Source organism: Curtobacterium sp. MCBD17_032 (genome assembly GCF_003234855.1).
Classification (GTDB): Bacteria; Actinomycetota; Actinomycetes; order Actinomycetales; family Microbacteriaceae; genus Curtobacterium.
The window spans coordinates 1-17,150 of sequence record NZ_QKTO01000005.1; the positions used below are offsets into that span (position 1 = coordinate 1).

Here is a 17,150-nt window from a genome sequence, read left to right on the forward strand (position 1 = left end):
CGGGGACGGCGCCGCGGGGGCGGTGGGCTCGACGACGCCGGCGGCGTGCGCTCCGGTGGTCGTGAGCATGAGGAAGCCGGCGACCACCGTCAGCCCGAGGAGGACGAACAGCAGGAGCCTGCCCGTGCGGGCGGCGCTCACCCGGTCCGCCGCGAGCGGAGGACCGACGCCGCCTGGCGCCAGGTGTCCGCCGAGAGGATCGACCCCTGCAGCTGGGCCGCAGTCGGGACGACCCGCGTGTCCGCCGCACGGACCGTCCGGTGGGCACGGCGGCCGCGCGGCCGGAGCGGCAGTGGGTCGGTGACTCGTCCCTCGGCGTCGGCCGGGGCGGTCGCGACGGCCGGGAGGCCCGGTGCGGCCTGGTCCTGCCGGTCGAGTTCCGCGCCGAACGCGTCGGCCGTCGGCAGCGCGACCGGACCCGTCACGATCGTCAGCTCCGGTGCGGGCGCCTGCCCGCTCGTGAGGAGCGTCACGCCCTGCTCGGCGACGCCGAGGACGAGCCGCTCGCCGTCGACGTCGACCACGACGACGCTCGCCTTGCCGCCGATCGCCTGACGGCCGACGACCTCGACCGAGGCCGCCCGACGCCCGCGCGCACGCGACGCGCCGAACTGCCCCTTCTGCATGCGCCGGTGCAACACCCACATGAGGGCGAGCACGACGCCGAGGGAGAGCGCGACGCGGAGCGCGATGACGAGCGTGTCCACCGGGGTCAGACCGTCTCGGCGACGTCGAGGATCTTGGTGATGCGGACCGCGTAGTCCTGGTCGACGACGACGACCTCGCCGTGGGCGATGAGGCGGCCGTTCAGCAGGACGTCGGCGGGGGCCCCGGCCGAACGGTCGAGTTCGACGACCGCGCCGGGCTCCATGCCGAGCACGTCGCGGACGGACATCCGGGTCCGGCCGATCTCGACCGTCAGGGTCATCTCGACGCTGTTGATGCGGCCGAGGTTGCCGGCCGGCAGGGTCGGCGCGGCACTGACGGGCTCGGTGACCGTGCCGTTCTCGCGGATCCGGACCGCGACCCAGCCGGCCGGTGCCCCGGCACCGCTGAGGGTGAAGACGACGGTCTCCGGGTCGGCGACGAGCGCGGCGGCGGACTCGCGGCGACCCTCGCCGAGCACGCCCGCACCGAGCGGTGCGACCGCGGCCTCGAGCGACGGACGGAGCACGTCGGCCACCGAGACGAGTCCGGAGTCGACGCCGCCGGCGGCGGTGATGCCGCCCAGGTCGAGCAGGACCACCGCGAGGTCCGCGGAGACGCCGCCGACGAACGAGGCGACCACGGCGTCGACCGCTCGTGCCTGCAGGTCGGGGGTCGGGCCTCCCGGCTGGACGACCGCGACGAGCGGGACGGGGGTGGGCAGTGCGCTCGCGAGCGCCTCGGCGGCGGTCGTGTGCAGCGTGGAGGTGACGACGGTCATGCGGACGGCTCCGATGCGGTGGTGGTGACGACGACGCCCGCGAGCCGCGAGCCGTTCGCGCCGACGGCGGCGGTGCCGACGGGTTCGCCGTCGACGGAGATGGTGAGCGGGCGGTGCTGCGGGTGCGGCAGGGGCAGGACGTCGCCGACGGCGAGGCCGAGCACCTGGGCGGGCAGGACGGTCGCGGGGGCGAAGCGCAGCGCGACGCCGACCGGCACGGCGGCGAGCTGCGCGTCGATGAGCGCCTTCGCGTCGGCGGTCGAGACGTCGGCGGGCCGGTCGACGAGCTGCGGCAGGACGGCCTCGGCGGGGAGGGCGAGGGTACCGTCGGCGACGCGGTCGCCGACGCGGATCTCGAAGGACGCGACGATCATCAGGTCGGACTTCTGTGCGGCCTGGGCGAACTGCGAGTTGAACTGGAAGGCGCCGGCGGCGATCGGCCGGTCGAGCAGCCCACCGAGGGAGTAGCGGAGGTCGTCGAGCGCGTCCTCGACGAGTCGGCGGACGAGGGCCTGCTCGATCGGCGTGAAGGTGCGCTCCGGGGTGGGCAGCGGCTTCGAGGCGCCGAGGGAGTGCGACACCCACGTCAGGGCGGCGTCGAGCGGCACCTGCAGGACGCCCTTCGCGACGACACCCTCGATCGGCAGCAGCACCATGCCGGTGAGCGCGGGCAGCGACGCGGCGTACTCGTCGTAGGTCATCATCGCGACCTGGTCGCTCGTCACCTGACTGAGCACGCGGACCTTCGCGGTGAGCTGCGTGCCCCACTGGCGCGCGAACGTCTCGAAGGCGAGCTCGAGGACCCTGGCGTGCTCGCGCGCGAGCGTCGACGGGCGCGCGAAGTCGTACACCTCGGGCGCGGTCAGGGTCTCGGTCACGAAGCGCACTCTCGGCCGGCGGAGGGCGGCCGTCAGCTCTGGCCCCTCTTCTGGGGCGGCGTGGTGCTAGCCGGTGCGGGCTCCGTCCTGTGCGGAGGCGAGGGCCGGCATGAGGGCGCTGACGTCCTGGTCGGCGTTGGACAGGACGACGATGTCGACGCGGCGGTTCAGGGCGAGGTCCTGCTCCCGGGTCCCCTTCGCCAGGGGCCGACTCGACCCGAACCCGACGGACTGGATGCGCTCTGCCGGCATCCGTCCGCGTTCGACGAGGTCCCGGAGCACCCCGGTCGCGCGGGCCGAGCTGAGTTCCCAGTTCGTGGCGTACGGGGCGGTGGAGTTCCGGCTGTCGGCGTGCCCCTCGACACTGACGTCGTGGTCGGCGCCGCGCAGGACCGGGGCGATCGCGTCCATGATCCGCTTCGCCTGCTCGGACAGGTCCGCGCTGTTCGTGCCGAAGTAGGTGTCGCTGCCGACGAGCCGGACGGTGAGGCCCCGGGCGTCGAGGCGGAACTGGACGTTGGCGTCCTGCCCGGCCTTCTGCAGGTTCCCGGAGATGGCCCGCTCGATGGCCTGCAGGTCGTCGAGCTCCTCCTTCGCCGCCGCCAGGTCGGCCTTCGTCGCCGACGCCGGCACGACGGTGGACGCCGGGTCGGCGTTCGTGTCCTCGGCGCCGGACGCCGCCGTGGAGTGGTCGGCCTGCGCCTTGTCGACGGAGTACCCCGTGCCGTCCTCGACCTCGTCCTTCGTGACGATGGTCCCCGAGGCGGTGTCGATCTTCTGCGACTCGACCTCGCCGAACCCGGTGGCGAGCGACTCCTTGAGGGCCATGTACTTGTCCTGGTCGACGGAGGACATCGCGAAGAGCACGAGGAACATGCACATGAGGACCGTGATCATGTCCATGTACGAGGCCATCCAGCGCTCGTCGGGGTGCTCGACCTCGTGGCCGCCCTTCTTCCGACCGCGTCCGCGACCACGGGGGTTCGCGCTCACGGTCAGGCCGCCAGCTGCTGGTCGTCGGCGTCCGACCGCTTCTTCGCGCCCGTGCCGGCCACGCCGCGCGCGCTCGGCGGAACCATCGCGGTCAGCCGCTCCCCGAGGAGGCGCGGCTGGCTGCCGGCCTGGACCGCGAGGAGGCCCTCCATGAGGAGCGTCTGTCGGTCGGCCTCGAGCTGCGCGAGCTTCCGGAGCTTGCCGCCGAAGGGCAGCCAGAGGAAGTTGGCGGTGAGCAGGCCCCAGAGCGTGGCGACGAACGCACTCGCGATGAGCGGCCCGAGCTCGTCCGGCTTGCCGAGGTTCGCGAGGACGTGGGTGAGCGAGACGACGGTGCCGATGATGCCGACCGTCGGGGCGAAGCCGCCGAGGCCCATGAAGAACGCGCTCGCGCTCCGCATCGGCGCCGCGTTCGACTCGATCTCGTCCTCGAGCAGGATCCGGAGCTCGTCGCCGTCCGTGCCGTCGGCGATGTTCTGCAGGGCCTTCTTCATGAACGGGTCGTCGTGCTTGTCGGCCTCCTGCTCGAGGGCGAGCAGGCCGTTCGCGCGGGCCGTCTCGGCGAGCCCGACGACGTCGTCGATGACCGTCTGCGGCGGGGTGACCTTGCCGGTGAACGCCTTCGGGACGGTCTTGAAGGCAGCGAGGGCGTCCTTCAGCGTCGTGCTCGCGACGCCGCAGCCGATGGTGGCGACGAACACGAGGAGCATCGGTGCGGGCAGGAACAGCCCCGCCATCTCGACGTGCTCCATCTGCGCCATGCCGAACAGGGCGCCGAAGGCCAGGAGGATCCCGATGATGGTCGCGATGTCCACCTCAGCGCCCCCCGTCCTGCGAGCGGAGGGTCGCCACGGGGGCGAGCGTGGGCTGCGGCCCGGTGGTGGCCAGGTCCCGCGCCGACGGCAGGTCCGTCCCGTAGGCCATGCTGACGATCCGGGCGCGGTACGCGGCGATCCGCTCGATGACCTCGGCCAGGGACTCGCGGACGATGTACTTCGCCCCGTCGACCATGATGAGCGTCGTGTCCGGCGTCTCCTGGATGCGCTCCACGAGATCGGGGTTGACAGCGAATCCGCTGCCGTTGAGTCGTGTGACGACGATCATGGCCCGTCCTGGTTCTCGATCGACCCGCCGCCGTCCGTGGGGCAGGTGTTCGACCGCCCGTCCGTGGGTGGTCAGTGCGCACTATCGGCTCCCGGCGCGTCCCCGTAAGTGCGGACGGAGCCGAGGCGCGCTCGCCCGGGGCGACCGGACGACGGACGGGAGGCTCGTCACCGGCTGGTGGCGAGCCTCCCGTCCGTCAGGTCGCGGCGGACCGGTCAGACGACCGCGATCTCGTTCGGGACGCCGGGCAGGCGGTCGCTGGTGGCGATGACGTCACCGCTGGTGAGGTCGACCGCCGTGACGGTGCGCTCGGCCGGGTCGGTGACGTACGCGACGTCGTCGACGACCTTCAGCGCCGGGTGGGCGTCCTGCCACTCGGCGGGGCCCTCCCACTCGTCGATGACGGGGAAGCTGTCGAGCTCCTCGCCGGTCTCCTCGTCGAACACGTGCAGGGCGCCGTCGCTGCCGAGCACCACGGCGGAGTCCTCGGGCCCGCGGGCGAGGTCGCGGAAGGTGAAGCCGACCCCGTCCGGCATGTCGGCGACGCGGTAGTCGCCCGACGCGGCGTCGATCAGGGCGATCTGGTCGAGCAGGTAGCCCTCGGAGTCCGGGTCGTCGTTGTAGTCGCCCAGGGCGATGCTCGACGACTCGGTCGTGAACAGGTTCCCGCTGCGGCCGTACTCGGTCGGTGCGTCGATCTTCTCGAACGCGCCGTCCCGGTACACGAGCGCGCCGTCGGAGCACCCGAAGACGGCGACCTCGTCGGCCACCGCACCCTCGCCGTGCACGTCGGGGCACTCCTCGGAGCGGGCGGTCTCCTGACCGTCGGCGTCGAGCGCACGGACGCCGGTGCGCGACTCCTCGGTGCCGATGGTGGTGAGGAGGGTGCCGTCCTCGAGCTCGATCGCGACGCCGTGGTGGGCGGCCTCCGACTCGGTCGTGTCGACCTCCGGCAGTCCGCCGCCCTCGACGGCGCTCGCCAGGTCGGCGGTGTCGAACGTCGTGACGTCGCCGGAGCCGTCCGCGAAGAGCGCGGTGCGGTCGCCGTGGACGACGACGTGCCCACCGGTGTCGGCGGGGAACGTGACGTCGGTCAGGGCGGAGTCGGCGCTGGTGCCGGCCGCCGTGTCGAGCACGCGGAACCCGTCGGGGACGGTGACCATCACGTGGCGGTCGTCACCGGCCGGGTTGACGCGCGTGAAGCCGTCGATCCCGTGGTCCCCGACGACCTGCAGGTCGCTGTCGAGGACGAGCAGGCCGCCGTCGTACGTCAGGGCGATGCGGTGCCCGGTGTCGGCGCCGGCAGCGTCGGCGCCGGCGGACGCACTGCCGCTGGCGGCGGGTGCGCCCGAGCCGGCGCACCCGGTGAGGAGGAGGGCGGACGCGCCGAGCAGCACGGCCGGGGCGAGGAGGTTCTTCTTCGTCATGGTCGGAACTGTATTGATTCTCATTCTCATTCGCCAGTCGACAGGCCGTCGACGATGGCCTCGGTGTTCGAGCGCATCATCTCGAGGTACGAGTCGGCGCCCTCCCCCTCGGCCGTGAGCGACTCGGTGGCGAGGGACCGGATCTCCACGTGCACGTCCACCTCGTCCGCGAGCACCTCGGCGAGCCGGGCGGGCTGGGACGCGTCGACGAAGATCGTCGGCACGCCGGTGGCCTCGATCGCCGCGGCGAGGTCGCGGAGGTCCGCGGCGCTCGGCGAGGCGAGGGTGGTGCCGCTCGGGATGACGGCCCCGACCACGCGGAAGCCGAACCGGTCGGCGAGGTACCCGAACACGTGGTGGTTCGTCACGAGGGCACGGCGGTCCTCGGGCAGCGCGTCGAACGCGACCGTCATGTCCTCGTCGAGCGTGTCGAGGTCAGCCCGGTAGCTCCCGAGCGCCGTGTCGAGCGCCTCGTCGTCGAGCCCCGGGACGTCGTGGAGCTCCTGCCCGAGCGCGTCCACGACGTCCGTCATGCGTGCCGGGTCGGTCCAGAAGTGCGGGTCGGGGCCGCTGGCGTCCTCACTCGTCCACTCGAGCACGTCGATCGCCTCCCCCGCGGTGAACACCCGGACCCCGTCGGACGCAGCGGCCTCCACGTGGCGTGCGACGCCCTCCTCGAGCCCGAGGCCGTTCTCGACGACCAGGTCCGCGGTCCGCAGCCGGGCGGCCTCCTGCGCGGAGACCTCGAACGAGTGCGGATCGGCACCGCGTGGCATGAGCACCATGACGTCGGCACTGTCCCCGACCACCCGCTCGACGACGTCGCCGAGGATGTTGGTCGTCACCGCCACGAGCGGCCGGTCGTCGCTCCCCGCGGCCGTGCACCCGGTCGCACCGAGTGCCAGGGACGCGACGGCGACGGCGACGGCGACCGTGGACCGTCGGACGCCGGTCACCGGCCGACCTCGGCGAGCACGTCGGGTCGGACCGGCACGTCGATCGACCGGGCGACTCGGGCGTCGTCGGCGAAGTCGATTTCGTGCACGACGGAGCCCTCCGGGTCGGCCAGGTAGGCACGCTGGGCGTCGAGTTGCAGCGTCGCACCGGCAGCGGCCGTCACGAGGGGCTCGGTCGCCACGGGGGCGGACCCGCCGTCCGACCAGACGAGGACCCGGCCGTCGGCGTCCAGTGCGACCACGTGCTCGTCGGCGTCGTCGACGGCGACGACCTCCCGCAGGGGACGGTCGGTCGGCACGTGCTGCCAGGTGCGCTCCCGGGTGTCGAGCAACCAGTACCCGGTGTCGCCGGCGAGGGCGGCCACGGTGGGTCGGCCGGTACGGTTCGCGAAGTCGGTCGCGCGCGGAGCGGTTGCGTCGGCGGGGGCGGCGATCGTCTCGACGACCGGGTCACCGCCGTCCGGGTCCTCGGTGACGAGCACCGCGCCGTCCGCGCACCCGACGACCGCACCGACACGGGTGACGATGCCGCCCGCCGGGTCGCTGCAGGCCGTGTCGACACCGGTCGGCTCCCCCTCGGCGTCGAGCACCCGGACGCGGTCCCCCGCGCCGTCTCCGGACACCAGGAGTGCGCCGAGCGGCAGGAGCACGCCGGCGTGGTCGACCGTCGCGGTCTCCCGCACCTCCCCCTGGCCGAGGGCGTCGCGATCGAGGGCCACCGCGCGGCCGGACTCCGGCCAGGCGAGCGTCGTGGTCGACTCGGACGACGCGATCGACACCGGTCCCCCGCTGTCGAGGGCACCGACGACACGGGCAGTGGCGTCGTAGTAGTGCGTGTGGTCGCCGTGGTCGACGGTCCACGAACCACCGTCGACGATCGTCGTCCGCTCCCCGTCGCTCGTGGCGAGGAACCGGCCGTCGGTCGCCGCGTGCTCGGGCGCCGGGACGTCGTCGAGCGACTCGGTCTCGGCGGCGAGCAGGTCGTGGACGGCCACGCTCCCCTCGGCGTCGACGAGCAGGAGCCGCAGCTGGGGCTCGGACGCCTCGGACGCGCCCTCGACGAACCCGTGCGGCTTCGCGGAGTCGGTGGCCGGAGTGCCGGGCGAGGTGTCGTCCGGTGACGAGCAGGAGGTCAGGAAGAGTGCGGCAGCGACGCCGAGCGCTGCCGGGACGGCGATCGGGGCTGGTCGGGTGCGGAGGTGGTGCATGGTTCCTTCCGGGGACGGTGGACGAGGGGACGGGTCGCACGGCGGAGACCGTGCGAGACGACGACGGCGACGATCGCGACGAGGGCGATGCTCGCGCCGGCAGCGGTGCCGGCGTGCCAGGAGACGAGGAGACCGGTCGTGACCGCGGCCACCCCGAACACCGCGCCGAGCGCCATGGTCGCTCCGGCGCCGCGGGTCCACGCACGGGCGGCCGCGGCGGGGGCCAGGAGCAGCCCGACGACGAGCAGCGTCCCGACGGCCCGGTAGGAGGCGACGACGGCGAGGGTCACGAGCGCCACGAGGACGACCTCGGCCAGCCGCGGCCGCAACCCGAGCGTCGTCGCCTTGCGCGGGTCGAACGCCGCGGCCGTGAAGGGTCGGTGGAACACCGCGGCGACGGCGAGGGCGACACCGGCCGCGACGGCGAGCGTGCCGAGGTCGGCGGTGGTGACGGCGAGCACGTCGCCGAACAGGATCGCGGTGACGTCGGTGGCGAAGGACCGGGACCCGGAGACGATGATGACGCCGAGCGCGAGCATGCCGACGAACAGCAGTCCGATCGCGGTGTCGTAGGACAGCCCGCCGCGACGCCGGAGCGCCTGCACGCCGGCGACCATCACGCCCGCACTCACCGCGGCGCCGAGCACGGCCGGGATGCCGGTCAGGGTGGCGACCGCGACGCCGGGCAGCATGCCGTGCGCGAGCGCCTCGCCGAGGAACGCCATCCCCCGGACGAGCACCCAGGTCCCGACGACGGCGCAGAGCACGGCGGCCGTGGCTCCGGCGGCGAGGGCTCGGAGCATGAAGTCGACGGAGAACGGGTCGGTCAGCCAGGTCACGGTCGACCAACCTACATGGGAACGATTCTCTTTACTGATAACCTCCACAGGTGTCGCCGCAACCCGTCCACCTCCGTTCCGTGACCGTCCGTCGCGGCGAGCGGACCGTCCTGCACCGGGCCGATGCGGTCTTCGCGCCCGGCTCCGTGACGGTCGTCGCCGGCGCGAACGGCTCCGGCAAGTCCACCCTGCTCGAGACCGTCGCCGGGGTCCTGCCCGTCACCGAGGGCTCCGTCGAAGGAGTGCCGTACCGGTCCGTCGCACACGTCGCCCAGTCGGTGTCGGCCCCGGGACCGCCGCTCACCGTGCGCGCTGCCGTCGGCATGGGGCGCTGGGCCTCGGTCCCCTGGTGGCACCCCCTCCGCGCCCGCGACCGCGCGGTCGTCGACGACCAACTCGCACGACTCGACCTCGGCGGGCTGGCCGACCGCCCCCTCGCCGAGCTGTCCGGTGGACAGCGGCAACGCGCACTCGTCGCGATGGGACTCGCGCAGCAGGCGGCGGTGCTCCTCGTCGACGAACCGACCGCCGGCGTCGACGCCCGATCACTCGGGCTGGTGCTGGACGCGCTCCGGGACGAGGCCCACCGCGGCGCGGTCGTCGTGCACGCGGCCCACGACCCCGAGGCGCTCCTCGCCGCCGACCGGGTGCTCACGCTCGACCGCGGCACCCTCTCCTGAGGCGAGCGTCGGGAGCACCCGCACGGTGACCGCTCGGTCAGCTCCGCCGGTCACTCGCGCTGGTCGAGCCGGAGCAACCGGGTCTCCTCGGCGTCGTACTCGGCGCGGACCTGCCGGAGCACGAGGTCGTCGATCTCCCCCTCGTCCCGCAGTCGCAGCACCGTGGCGGCCTTGAGCCGCACGAGCGCCAGCTCGAGCTCCACCGCCGTCCCCCGCTGCTGCAGGAGCGGGTGGTCGTCGTCCTGGCTCTCCTCGGCCTCCACCAGCGCGAGGTGGCCCTCGTAGTCCTCACGGATCCGGTCGACGATCTCGGCGTCGGCACCGGCGCGGCGGGCCAACTTCGGCAGGGCGTCGAGCGCCGCCTCGATCGCGGCGCGCTCCGCGGACCGACGTTCCTCGACCACCTCGTTGCTGCCGTCGAACGCCGCCCAGCGGACGACCGCCGGCAGCACGAGCGACTGCCCGACGATCGTCACCACGACGACGCCGGCGGTGACGAAGACGATGAGGTCCCGGTCCGGGAACGCGCCGCCGCTCTCCACCATCCGCGGGACGGCCACCGCCGCGGCCAGTGAGACCGCACCGCGGAACCCGGTCAACCCGCTCACCAACCGGTCGCGGTGTCCTTCGCGGGGCGAGCCTCCCGTCCGCAGCGTGACGAGCCGGACCGTGCCCCAGGTGAGGTTGAGGAAGGCGAAGCGGAGCACGACGACCGCCACCGACACGGCGCCGATCAGCCCGAGGCCGACCGCGATCTCGCCGCCCGTCAGGGCGCGGACCGAGATCGTCGCCTCGATGCCGACGAGCACGAAGAGCGCGCCGTTGAGGAGGAACGTGGCGAACGACCAGAAGGACCGCACCTGCTGCCGGGTCTCCGCCCGGTCGAGCTTCGGTGCGACCTGGCTGACGACGAGCCCCGCCACGACGACCGCGAGGACACCGGACGCGTGCACGGCCTCGGCAGCGAGGAACGCGGCGAACGGCACGAGCAGCGTCAGCAGGTTCTCGAGGACGACCGCGTGCACCCGCCGGAGGACGAGCATCCCGAGCCACGAGGTGAGCAGTCCCGCGGCGATCCCGCCCACGTAGGACAGCAGGAGCATGCCGGAGACGTTCCAGACGGTGAGCTCCTGCTCCCCGGCCGTCACCGCCACGGCGATGCCGTAGATGACCAGGGTCGTGCCGTCGTTCACGAGCGACTCGGCCCGGAGGACCGTGGTGTTGCGCCGCGGCAGGGACCGCGTGAGCGCACCGACCGCGGTGGCGTCGGTCGGGGCGACCGCGGCACCGAGCACCCACGCCGGACCCCACGGCATGCCGAGCAGGTGCAGGAGCGTCGCCACCCCACCGGCCGTCAGCACGACGAGGAGGGTCCCCATCAGGACGATGCCGCGGAGGTTCGCGCGGATCTCCCGGAGCGAGATCGTCAGGCTCTCCCAGTACAGGAGCGCCGGCAGGAACAGCAGCAGCACCGCGTCCGCCGGCAGCTCCACCTTCCCGAACACCGGGATGAAGGCGATGCCCGCGCCGAAGGCGAGCAACAGGACCGGTGGTGCGACGCGCAGCCGGTTCGAGACCGCGGTGGCGACGGCGATCGCGACCACGAGCACGACGACGAGTTCGGGTGCGATGAGTTCCATGAGGAGGACAGCCTGACAGGGCATCGGTGTGGGGGCTCACGCCTGGTCCGCACAACGAACCCCGGAGCGCCCGGACCGCCCGGCCCGACCGACCCCCGCACGGGTCAGCGGTTCCGCTCGGCCCGCTTCGTGATGACCAGGAACGTGACGTGACCGAGCAGGGCGATGCCGAAGAACACGAGCGCGACCGCGTAGACCCGGTCGAGCGTGCCGTCACCGGTCAGGAGGAGCACGATGCACCCGACCACCGCCGCGGTGAGCACCCCGACCTGCACCATCGACCACGTCGTCCGCCACCGCGGTTGCTGTCCCTGTCCGTCCACCGGTCCATCTTCGCGCACCGTCGGACCTTCCCGGCCGTCGGACCGTCCCCGCCGTCGGACGGTCCCTGCTGTCGGACCGTCCCCGCAGTCGGACGGGAGGCGCGGAGCACGACGTCCGCCGGGCCTCCCGTCCGCTCCGTCGTCAGCCGAGCTGGTCGGTCAGCGCCGTCGGGTCCCCCGCGAGGGACGCCTTGACCATGCGGCTCCAGTCGTCGACGAGGACCTCGGCGGCTCCGGCCTGCACACCGTCCAGCGACGCGCGGGCGACGTCGGCCGGGTCGGTCATCGCGCCGTCGTACCCGGCCATCATGTCGGTGTCGGCGGCACCGAGGTGGAGGCCCTGCACCGTCACGCCGCGGCTCGCGAGTTCGAGACGGACCGCGTTCGTCATGTTCCACTCCGCGGCCTTCGCGACCGAGTAGCCCCCGGCACCGGGAGCGGCGAACCAGGACAGCGCCGACAGGACGTTCACGATCGCGCCGCCGCCGTTCCGCTCGATGACGGGTGCGAAGGCGCGGACCACCTCGAGGGTCCCCCAGAGGTGCGTGTCCACGGCGCGGCGTGCGTCGGCCAGGTCGTCGGTGAGGAGCGACCCGGAGGAGGAGATGCCCGCGTTGTTGACCAGCAGGGTGACGTCGGGCGCAGCGGCTGCTGCCGCGGCGACCGACGCGGTGTCGGTGATGTCGAGGGGCAGGACCGTCACCCCGGGGACGTCGACGAGTTCGGGGCGGCGTGCGGTCGCGTAGACCTTCGTGGCACCGCGCTCCAGGAGCTGCTCGACGAAGCGGCGCCCGATGCCGCGGTTCGAGCCGGTGACGAGTGCGACCGATCCGGTGATGTCCATGGTGTCCTTCCGCCGGACGGGTCCGTCCCGCTCCGGCTCGGGTACGGTAGGACCTCACATCAGTGTCAGGGGCAAACCCGGGACGGAGACGACATGCGCATCGGGGACCTCGCCGCCGAGACCGGGGTGAGCGTCCGCTCGCTCCGCTACTACGAGGAGCAGGGGATGCTCGCCGCCACCCGCACCCCGAGCGGGCAGCGGACCTACGGCTCGGACGCCGTCGAGCGGGTCCGGCTCGTCCAGCAGCTGTTCGCCGCCGGGTTGCCGAGCCGCACCATCGTCCGACTGCTGCCGTGCGTCGACGCCGGCCGGGCGACGCCCGAGAGCTTCGCCCTGCTCGTGCAGGAGCGCGACCGGATCACGGCCCAGCTCGCAGAACTCACGGCGGCCCGGGACCGGCTCGACGACGTCATCCACATCAGCGAGCACCCGACGCCCGAACACTGCCCCGCGCTGCGGACCGATCCGGCGGCGCTGGGCAGCGCGGCTGCCTGACGGTCGGCACGCTCCCGGCGCGCGGGCCACCGGACGGGTGCTGGACGGTGGCGCGGCGAACCGCGACACTCGGAGCATGGGGTCGACGGGGGCGGACGCTGGTGGGGGCGGTGCCCGTGGGTCCCGCCCCGGGCCGGGGCGGACCGCACGACGGATCGCTCTCGCGGTCGTCGTGCTCATCGTCCTCGTCGCGGTCGCCGTGGCAGCGGTCCGCGTCCTGCACCCGCCGGTGATCGGCGAGGAGTACGCGGGCGCCGGACCCGGGACGCTCGGCATCGACGGTTCCGGGGACACCACTCCGACCGTCGGCTGGGTCGAACCCGGCAGGAGCTTCTTCGTCACGACCTACGGGTCGTCGAGCTGCCCGCACGCGCCGACGGGCATCGACCAGCGCGGCACCGCCGTCGAGGTCGAGATGCGCCGGCAGGGCGGACCGGCGTGCACGGCCGACTTCGGACCGACGTCCTACGCGCTCGACCTCCCCCGCCGGAGCGACCCCGACGCGGTGCTCGACGTGACGATCCGCCTGGTGGACGGCGCCACCACGGTGGTCCGGCTCGGTCGATGACGGTGGGGTCGTCCAGACTCCGGTGACGAGCCGGATCCGGCGCCGACCTCGCGGAGGACCTGGGCCGGTGGCCGGCCCGCCGGGGAGGGGTCGAGGGAGTCGTACCCGCTCCGGAGCGGCGTCGGTGTTCGGCGGTGTCGGGCGCAGTCGGTATCGTCGTCGGGTGCAGATGCCGCCCCGCCCAGAGGACACCGTCGGACGACCCCACGGCCGGGTGTCCGCATGACGGCTGACACCACGGTGATCGAGCGCGAGGCGGGACGCCGTCGCACGGTCGCCGTCATCGCGCACCCGGACGCCGGCAAGTCGACCCTGACCGAGTCGCTCACCCTCGCCGCCGACGCCATCGACGAGGCCGGAGCCGTGAAGGGGAAGGCCACCCGCCGCGCCACCGTCTCCGACTGGATGGAGATCGAGCGGAGCCGCGGCATCTCGATCAGCTCCGCCGTCGTGCAGCTCGACGCCGGCGGCACACTGATCAACGTCGTCGACACCCCCGGGCACGCGGACTTCTCCGAGGACACCTACCGCGCGCTGGCCGCCGTCGACTGCGCCGTCATGCTCATCGACGCCGCCAAGGGCATGGAGGCGCAGACGATCCGCCTGTTCGAGGTCTGCCGCACGCGGGACATCCCGGTGATCGCGGTCGTCAACAAGTGGGACCGCCCAGGACGGGAGGCGCTCGACCTGCTCGACGAACTCGAGGAACGCACCGGCCGGACCCCGACGCCCGTCACCTGGCCGGTCGGTGAAGCCGGACACCTGCAGGGCCTCGTCGACACGGCGACGGGAACGCTCACGACCTTCGAGTCGAGCGGCGGCGGTCACCTCCCGGTCACCGCCGAGCGGTCGGCGGACGAGGCGGCCGAGCTGCTCGGCGCCGCCTGGCAGACCGCCGTCGAGGAGGTCGAACTCACCCGCGAGGTCCGTGGTCTCCCCGACCAGGGTGACTTCCACGACCGGATGAGCATGCCGGTGTTCTTCGGCGTCGCCACGAAGCACGTCGGCACCGTCGACCTGCTGCGCTTCCTCCGCGACGCGGCGCCCGCCGCCCTGCCCCGCCGGACCGAGGACGGCACCGCACGCCCGGTCACCGAGCCGTTCGCCGCCCAGGTGTTCAAGGTGCAGGCGAACATGGACCCGGCGCACCACGACCAGGTCGCCTTCGTCCGGATCTGCTCCGGCCGCTTCGACCGGGGCATGATGCTGACCCACGCCCAGTCCGGCCGGCGCTTCAACACGAAGCACGCGCTGAGCGTGTTCGGACGCGAGCGCGACACGGTCGACCTCGCCTGGCCCGGTGACGTCGTCGGCCTCGTCAACGCGACGATGCTGCACCCCGGGGACACCCTGTTCAGCGAGGAACCCGTCGAGTTCGAGCCGCTCCCCCGCTTCGCCCCCGAGATGTTCGCGACGGTCGCGCCGACCGACCCGAGCACGGCGAAGAAGTTCCGGAAGGGCATGCAGCAGCTCGCGGGCGAGGGCGTGGTCCAGCTCCTGCACTCCGAGCGGCGGACCGCGCAGGCGCCGATGGTCGGGGTCATCGGCGCCCTGCAGCTGGAGGTCCTCACCTCCCGGCTCATGGCGGAGTTCGGCACCGCCGTGCGGGTCGAGCCGCTGCCGTGGACGATGGTGCGCACCGTCACGGACGCGGACTTCGCGGTCCTCGAGAAACGCCGCGACCTCGAGATCGTCACGACCGACCGCGACCGGTACGGGCTGTTCCGGGACCAGTGGCACCTCAACTCGGTGATGCGCGAACTGTCGGGTCTGGAGTTGCCCGCTCCGGCCTGACGGGCGGGCCGCGCACCCCTCGATCTGGGGTCGTCCGAAGCGGACGACCGGGCGTGTCCGCATCACCGCGGGCCGGTACGGTCGGGGCAAGCCACCGACCCGACCCCACCCGACCCGAACGGGATCCCATGCACAAGATCGTCACCGGTGTCGTCGCCAGCGCCAGCGGCCTCGCCCTGCTCCTCGGCGGCGCCGGCACCTTCGCGCTCTGGAACGCCGACGCGGCCACCCGTCCGGCGACGGTCTCCTCGGGCACGCTCGCGCTGTCCGCGAACCCGGACGGCGTGTGGACCGACATCACGAACGGCCGGTCCGACGTGGTCGACATCACGGCCGTGCGGATGGTCCCGGGCAACGCGTACCAGTTCCACCAGACGCTCGACGTCACCGCGACGGGCGACGACCTGACGGCGGACCTGACCTGGGTGCCGCAGAGCATCACGGGCGACGCGGAACTGATCGCCGCGGCTACGCAGTCCCTGTCGCTCGCCTCGGACAGTGCGAGCCTGACGCCCGCGGGCCGGACCTCGTGGAACGTCACGCCGACGGACGGTACCTCGGTCGTCGCGGTGACCTACACGATCGGGCTCGCGCCGGACGTCACGACCGGCAAGGCACAGTCGATCGACCTCAGCGGCATCAGGTTCACGCTCACGCAGAAGCCCGTCGAGCCCTGACGCCGGACCGGTGGCAGGCTGGTGACGTGCACACCACCATGCAGTCCGCGACCGACGTCGTCACCGGCATCCGCTTCCCCGAGGGCAACCGCTGGCACCGCGGTCGACTCTGGTACTCGGACATGCACACCGGCGAGGTCTTCTCGATCGACCCCGGCACCGAGGACCGACCGCGCCTGGAGACCACGGTGGACGGTCAGTCGTCGGGCCTCGGCTGGTTGCCGGACGGACGGCTCGTCGTCAGCGCGATGGAGTCCCGCACGGTCGTGGCCGTGGACGCCGTGGGCACGACGAGCGTCTTCGCCGACCTGTCCGACACCGAGCCGTCGCTCCTGAACGACCTGGTCGTCGACCCGGAGACCGGCCGCACCTACATCGGCGCGTTCGGCTACGACCTGTACGGCGGCGAGGAGCTGCGCCCCGGGCCGCTGTACGTCATCGACCCGGACGGTACGACCCGGCTCGCTGCCGACGGCCTGGTCTTCCCGAACAGCGCGAACGTCCTGCCCGGCACGCGGACCCTGGTGGTCAGCGAGACCTGGGGCGGACGTCTCACCGCCTTCGACATCGAACCGGACGGCTCCCTGACCGGACGGCGCGAATGGGCGGCGCTGCCCGACGGCGTGACCCCGGACGGCAGCACGGTGGACAGCGCGGGAGCGATCTGGGTCTGCTCGGTCGACACGGGCGAGTTCCTCCGCGTCGTCGAGGGCGGCGAGGTCACGGACCGCATCGACGCTCCCGGGCTCTGCGCGATCGACTGCGCCCTCGGCGGCCCCGACGGCCGGACGATCTACCTGGCCACCGCCGACAGCTACGACCCGGCGACCACGGCCCGGACCCGCGCGGGACGGATCAGCGCCGTGCGGGTCGCCGTCGCCGGACCAGGGGCCGTCGCACCGAGCTGATCCTGAACCGCCGGTCGCCCGTCCGACAGCGCGACGACACGCGAGCACGGAGCGACTCCCACCACCGGTCGGCAGACCGCTAGGTTGTCCCTACCGGACGCAGTCCGGGAAGGGGGAACACCGTGATCGTCATCCTGACACTCACCGCCGTGGCCGTGCTGGTCGTGTCCGCACTCGTCGTCGGAGCGGTACAGGACCGCCGACGACGTCAGGCCCTCGCGCACCTGGGTGGACCGGACGCGGTCATCGGGTCCCGAGCACTCGCCGAGGCCGACGCCGCACGGTCGACGATCGAGGGGTCCGCGCGGACAGCGCACCCCGGGGTGTCCGGCGCATCCGGGACGTCCCCGGGCGCCTGACCCGCCGTCCCCGCACGACCCCGTCCCCCGC

At 73.2% G+C, this 17,150-nt stretch carries 20 protein-coding genes; 7 read left to right on the forward strand and 13 right to left on the reverse strand.

Translation table 11 applies throughout. The features are described from left to right. Positions 1-137 precede the first annotated feature (137 nt). The 10 genes from DEI91_RS08820 to aztB all read right to left on the reverse strand — a co-directional run bounded on the left by DEI91_RS08820 (position 138) and on the right by aztB (position 8,831). Positions 138-707: a flagellar biosynthetic protein FliO gene (locus DEI91_RS08820; RefSeq protein ID WP_111051942.1), complete on the reverse strand. Its 570-nt coding sequence runs from the start codon at positions 705-707 to the stop codon at positions 138-140. A gap of 5 nt (positions 708-712) precedes the next feature. Continuing rightward, complete coding sequence (gene fliN, locus DEI91_RS08825; RefSeq protein ID WP_111051943.1) at positions 713-1,426, reverse strand: flagellar motor switch protein FliN; 714 nt, start codon at positions 1,424-1,426, stop codon at positions 713-715. Beyond that, entirely contained in the window at positions 1,423-2,304 is an 882-nt protein-coding gene (locus tag DEI91_RS08830; RefSeq protein ID WP_111052129.1) for a flagellar motor switch protein FliM, read from the reverse strand. The genes fliN and DEI91_RS08830 overlap by 4 nt, the downstream gene beginning before the upstream one ends. A 66-nt stretch (positions 2,305-2,370) precedes the next feature. Further along, positions 2,371-3,297: a flagellar motor protein MotB gene (locus DEI91_RS08835; RefSeq protein ID WP_111051944.1), complete on the reverse strand. Its 927-nt coding sequence runs from the start codon at positions 3,295-3,297 to the stop codon at positions 2,371-2,373. Positions 3,298-3,299: 2 nt separating this feature from the next. After that, a complete protein-coding gene (locus tag DEI91_RS08840; protein WP_111051945.1) occupies positions 3,300-4,112 on the reverse strand; it encodes a motility protein A in 813 nt (270 codons plus the stop codon). A gap of 1 nt (position 4,113) precedes the next feature. Then, on the reverse strand, positions 4,114-4,401 hold the full coding sequence (locus tag DEI91_RS08845; RefSeq protein WP_111051946.1) for a flagellar FlbD family protein: 288 nt from the start codon (positions 4,399-4,401) through the stop codon (positions 4,114-4,116). A 215-nt stretch (positions 4,402-4,616) separates the two neighbouring features. After that, positions 4,617-5,828 carry a hypothetical protein gene (locus DEI91_RS08850; protein ID WP_111051947.1) on the reverse strand — a complete coding sequence of 404 codons (1,212 nt, stop codon included), beginning with the start codon at positions 5,826-5,828 and terminating at the stop codon, positions 4,617-4,619. A 26-nt stretch (positions 5,829-5,854) separates the two neighbouring features. Next, positions 5,855-6,784 (reverse strand): zinc ABC transporter substrate-binding protein AztC, encoded by a 930-nt coding sequence (gene aztC / locus DEI91_RS08855; protein ID WP_111051948.1) that lies wholly within the window; start codon positions 6,782-6,784, stop codon positions 5,855-5,857. Beyond that, complete coding sequence (locus tag DEI91_RS08860) at positions 6,781-7,992, reverse strand: ABC transporter (protein ID WP_111051949.1); 1,212 nt, start codon at positions 7,990-7,992, stop codon at positions 6,781-6,783. The genes aztC and DEI91_RS08860 overlap by 4 nt, the downstream gene beginning before the upstream one ends. Further along, positions 7,917-8,831 carry a zinc ABC transporter permease AztB gene (gene aztB, locus DEI91_RS08865; RefSeq protein ID WP_111051950.1) on the reverse strand — a complete coding sequence of 305 codons (915 nt, stop codon included), beginning with the start codon at positions 8,829-8,831 and terminating at the stop codon, positions 7,917-7,919. Before aztB ends, DEI91_RS08860 begins: the two co-directional genes overlap by 76 nt. A gap of 50 nt (positions 8,832-8,881) precedes the next feature. Here aztB and DEI91_RS08870 point away from each other — a divergent pair, with 50 nt between their 5' ends. Beyond that, positions 8,882-9,511 (forward strand): metal ABC transporter ATP-binding protein, encoded by a 630-nt coding sequence (locus tag DEI91_RS08870; RefSeq protein ID WP_258374364.1) that lies wholly within the window; start codon positions 8,882-8,884, stop codon positions 9,509-9,511. A gap of 50 nt (positions 9,512-9,561) precedes the next feature. On the opposite strand, the gene DEI91_RS08875 is transcribed toward DEI91_RS08870, so the two are convergent. The 3 genes from DEI91_RS08875 to DEI91_RS08885 all read right to left on the reverse strand — a co-directional run bounded on the left by DEI91_RS08875 (position 9,562) and on the right by DEI91_RS08885 (position 12,318). Beyond that, the gene (locus DEI91_RS08875; RefSeq protein WP_111051951.1) at positions 9,562-11,151 is read right to left on the reverse strand and encodes a Na+/H+ antiporter; all 1,590 of its coding nucleotides are present in this window, start codon (positions 11,149-11,151) and stop codon (positions 9,562-9,564) included. Positions 11,152-11,255: 104 nt separating this feature from the next. Beyond that, the gene (locus DEI91_RS08880) at positions 11,256-11,474 is read right to left on the reverse strand and encodes a hypothetical protein (protein ID WP_111051952.1); all 219 of its coding nucleotides are present in this window, start codon (positions 11,472-11,474) and stop codon (positions 11,256-11,258) included. A gap of 142 nt (positions 11,475-11,616) precedes the next feature. Next, complete coding sequence (locus DEI91_RS08885; protein WP_111051953.1) at positions 11,617-12,318, reverse strand: SDR family oxidoreductase; 702 nt, start codon at positions 12,316-12,318, stop codon at positions 11,617-11,619. Positions 12,319-12,411: 93 nt separating this feature from the next. Between DEI91_RS08885 and DEI91_RS08890 the strand changes: the two genes are divergently transcribed. The 6 genes from DEI91_RS08890 to DEI91_RS15970 all read left to right on the forward strand — a co-directional run bounded on the left by DEI91_RS08890 (position 12,412) and on the right by DEI91_RS15970 (position 17,119). Beyond that, a complete protein-coding gene (locus tag DEI91_RS08890) occupies positions 12,412-12,813 on the forward strand; it encodes a MerR family transcriptional regulator (protein ID WP_111051954.1) in 402 nt (133 codons plus the stop codon). A gap of 76 nt (positions 12,814-12,889) precedes the next feature. Then, positions 12,890-13,381 (forward strand): hypothetical protein, encoded by a 492-nt coding sequence (locus DEI91_RS08895; RefSeq protein ID WP_146244243.1) that lies wholly within the window; start codon positions 12,890-12,892, stop codon positions 13,379-13,381. Positions 13,382-13,603: 222 nt separating this feature from the next. Continuing rightward, positions 13,604-15,175 (forward strand): peptide chain release factor 3, encoded by a 1,572-nt coding sequence (locus tag DEI91_RS08900; RefSeq protein WP_111051956.1) that lies wholly within the window; start codon positions 13,604-13,606, stop codon positions 15,173-15,175. Positions 15,176-15,303: 128 nt separating this feature from the next. Next, complete coding sequence (locus tag DEI91_RS08905) at positions 15,304-15,852, forward strand: alternate-type signal peptide domain-containing protein (RefSeq protein ID WP_111051957.1); 549 nt, start codon at positions 15,304-15,306, stop codon at positions 15,850-15,852. Positions 15,853-15,878: 26 nt separating this feature from the next. Then, positions 15,879-16,760 carry an SMP-30/gluconolactonase/LRE family protein gene (locus DEI91_RS08910; protein WP_111051958.1) on the forward strand — a complete coding sequence of 294 codons (882 nt, stop codon included), beginning with the start codon at positions 15,879-15,881 and terminating at the stop codon, positions 16,758-16,760. Positions 16,761-16,882: 122 nt separating this feature from the next. Then, complete coding sequence (locus DEI91_RS15970) at positions 16,883-17,119, forward strand: hypothetical protein (RefSeq protein ID WP_146244244.1); 237 nt, start codon at positions 16,883-16,885, stop codon at positions 17,117-17,119. Positions 17,120-17,150 lie beyond the last annotated feature (31 nt).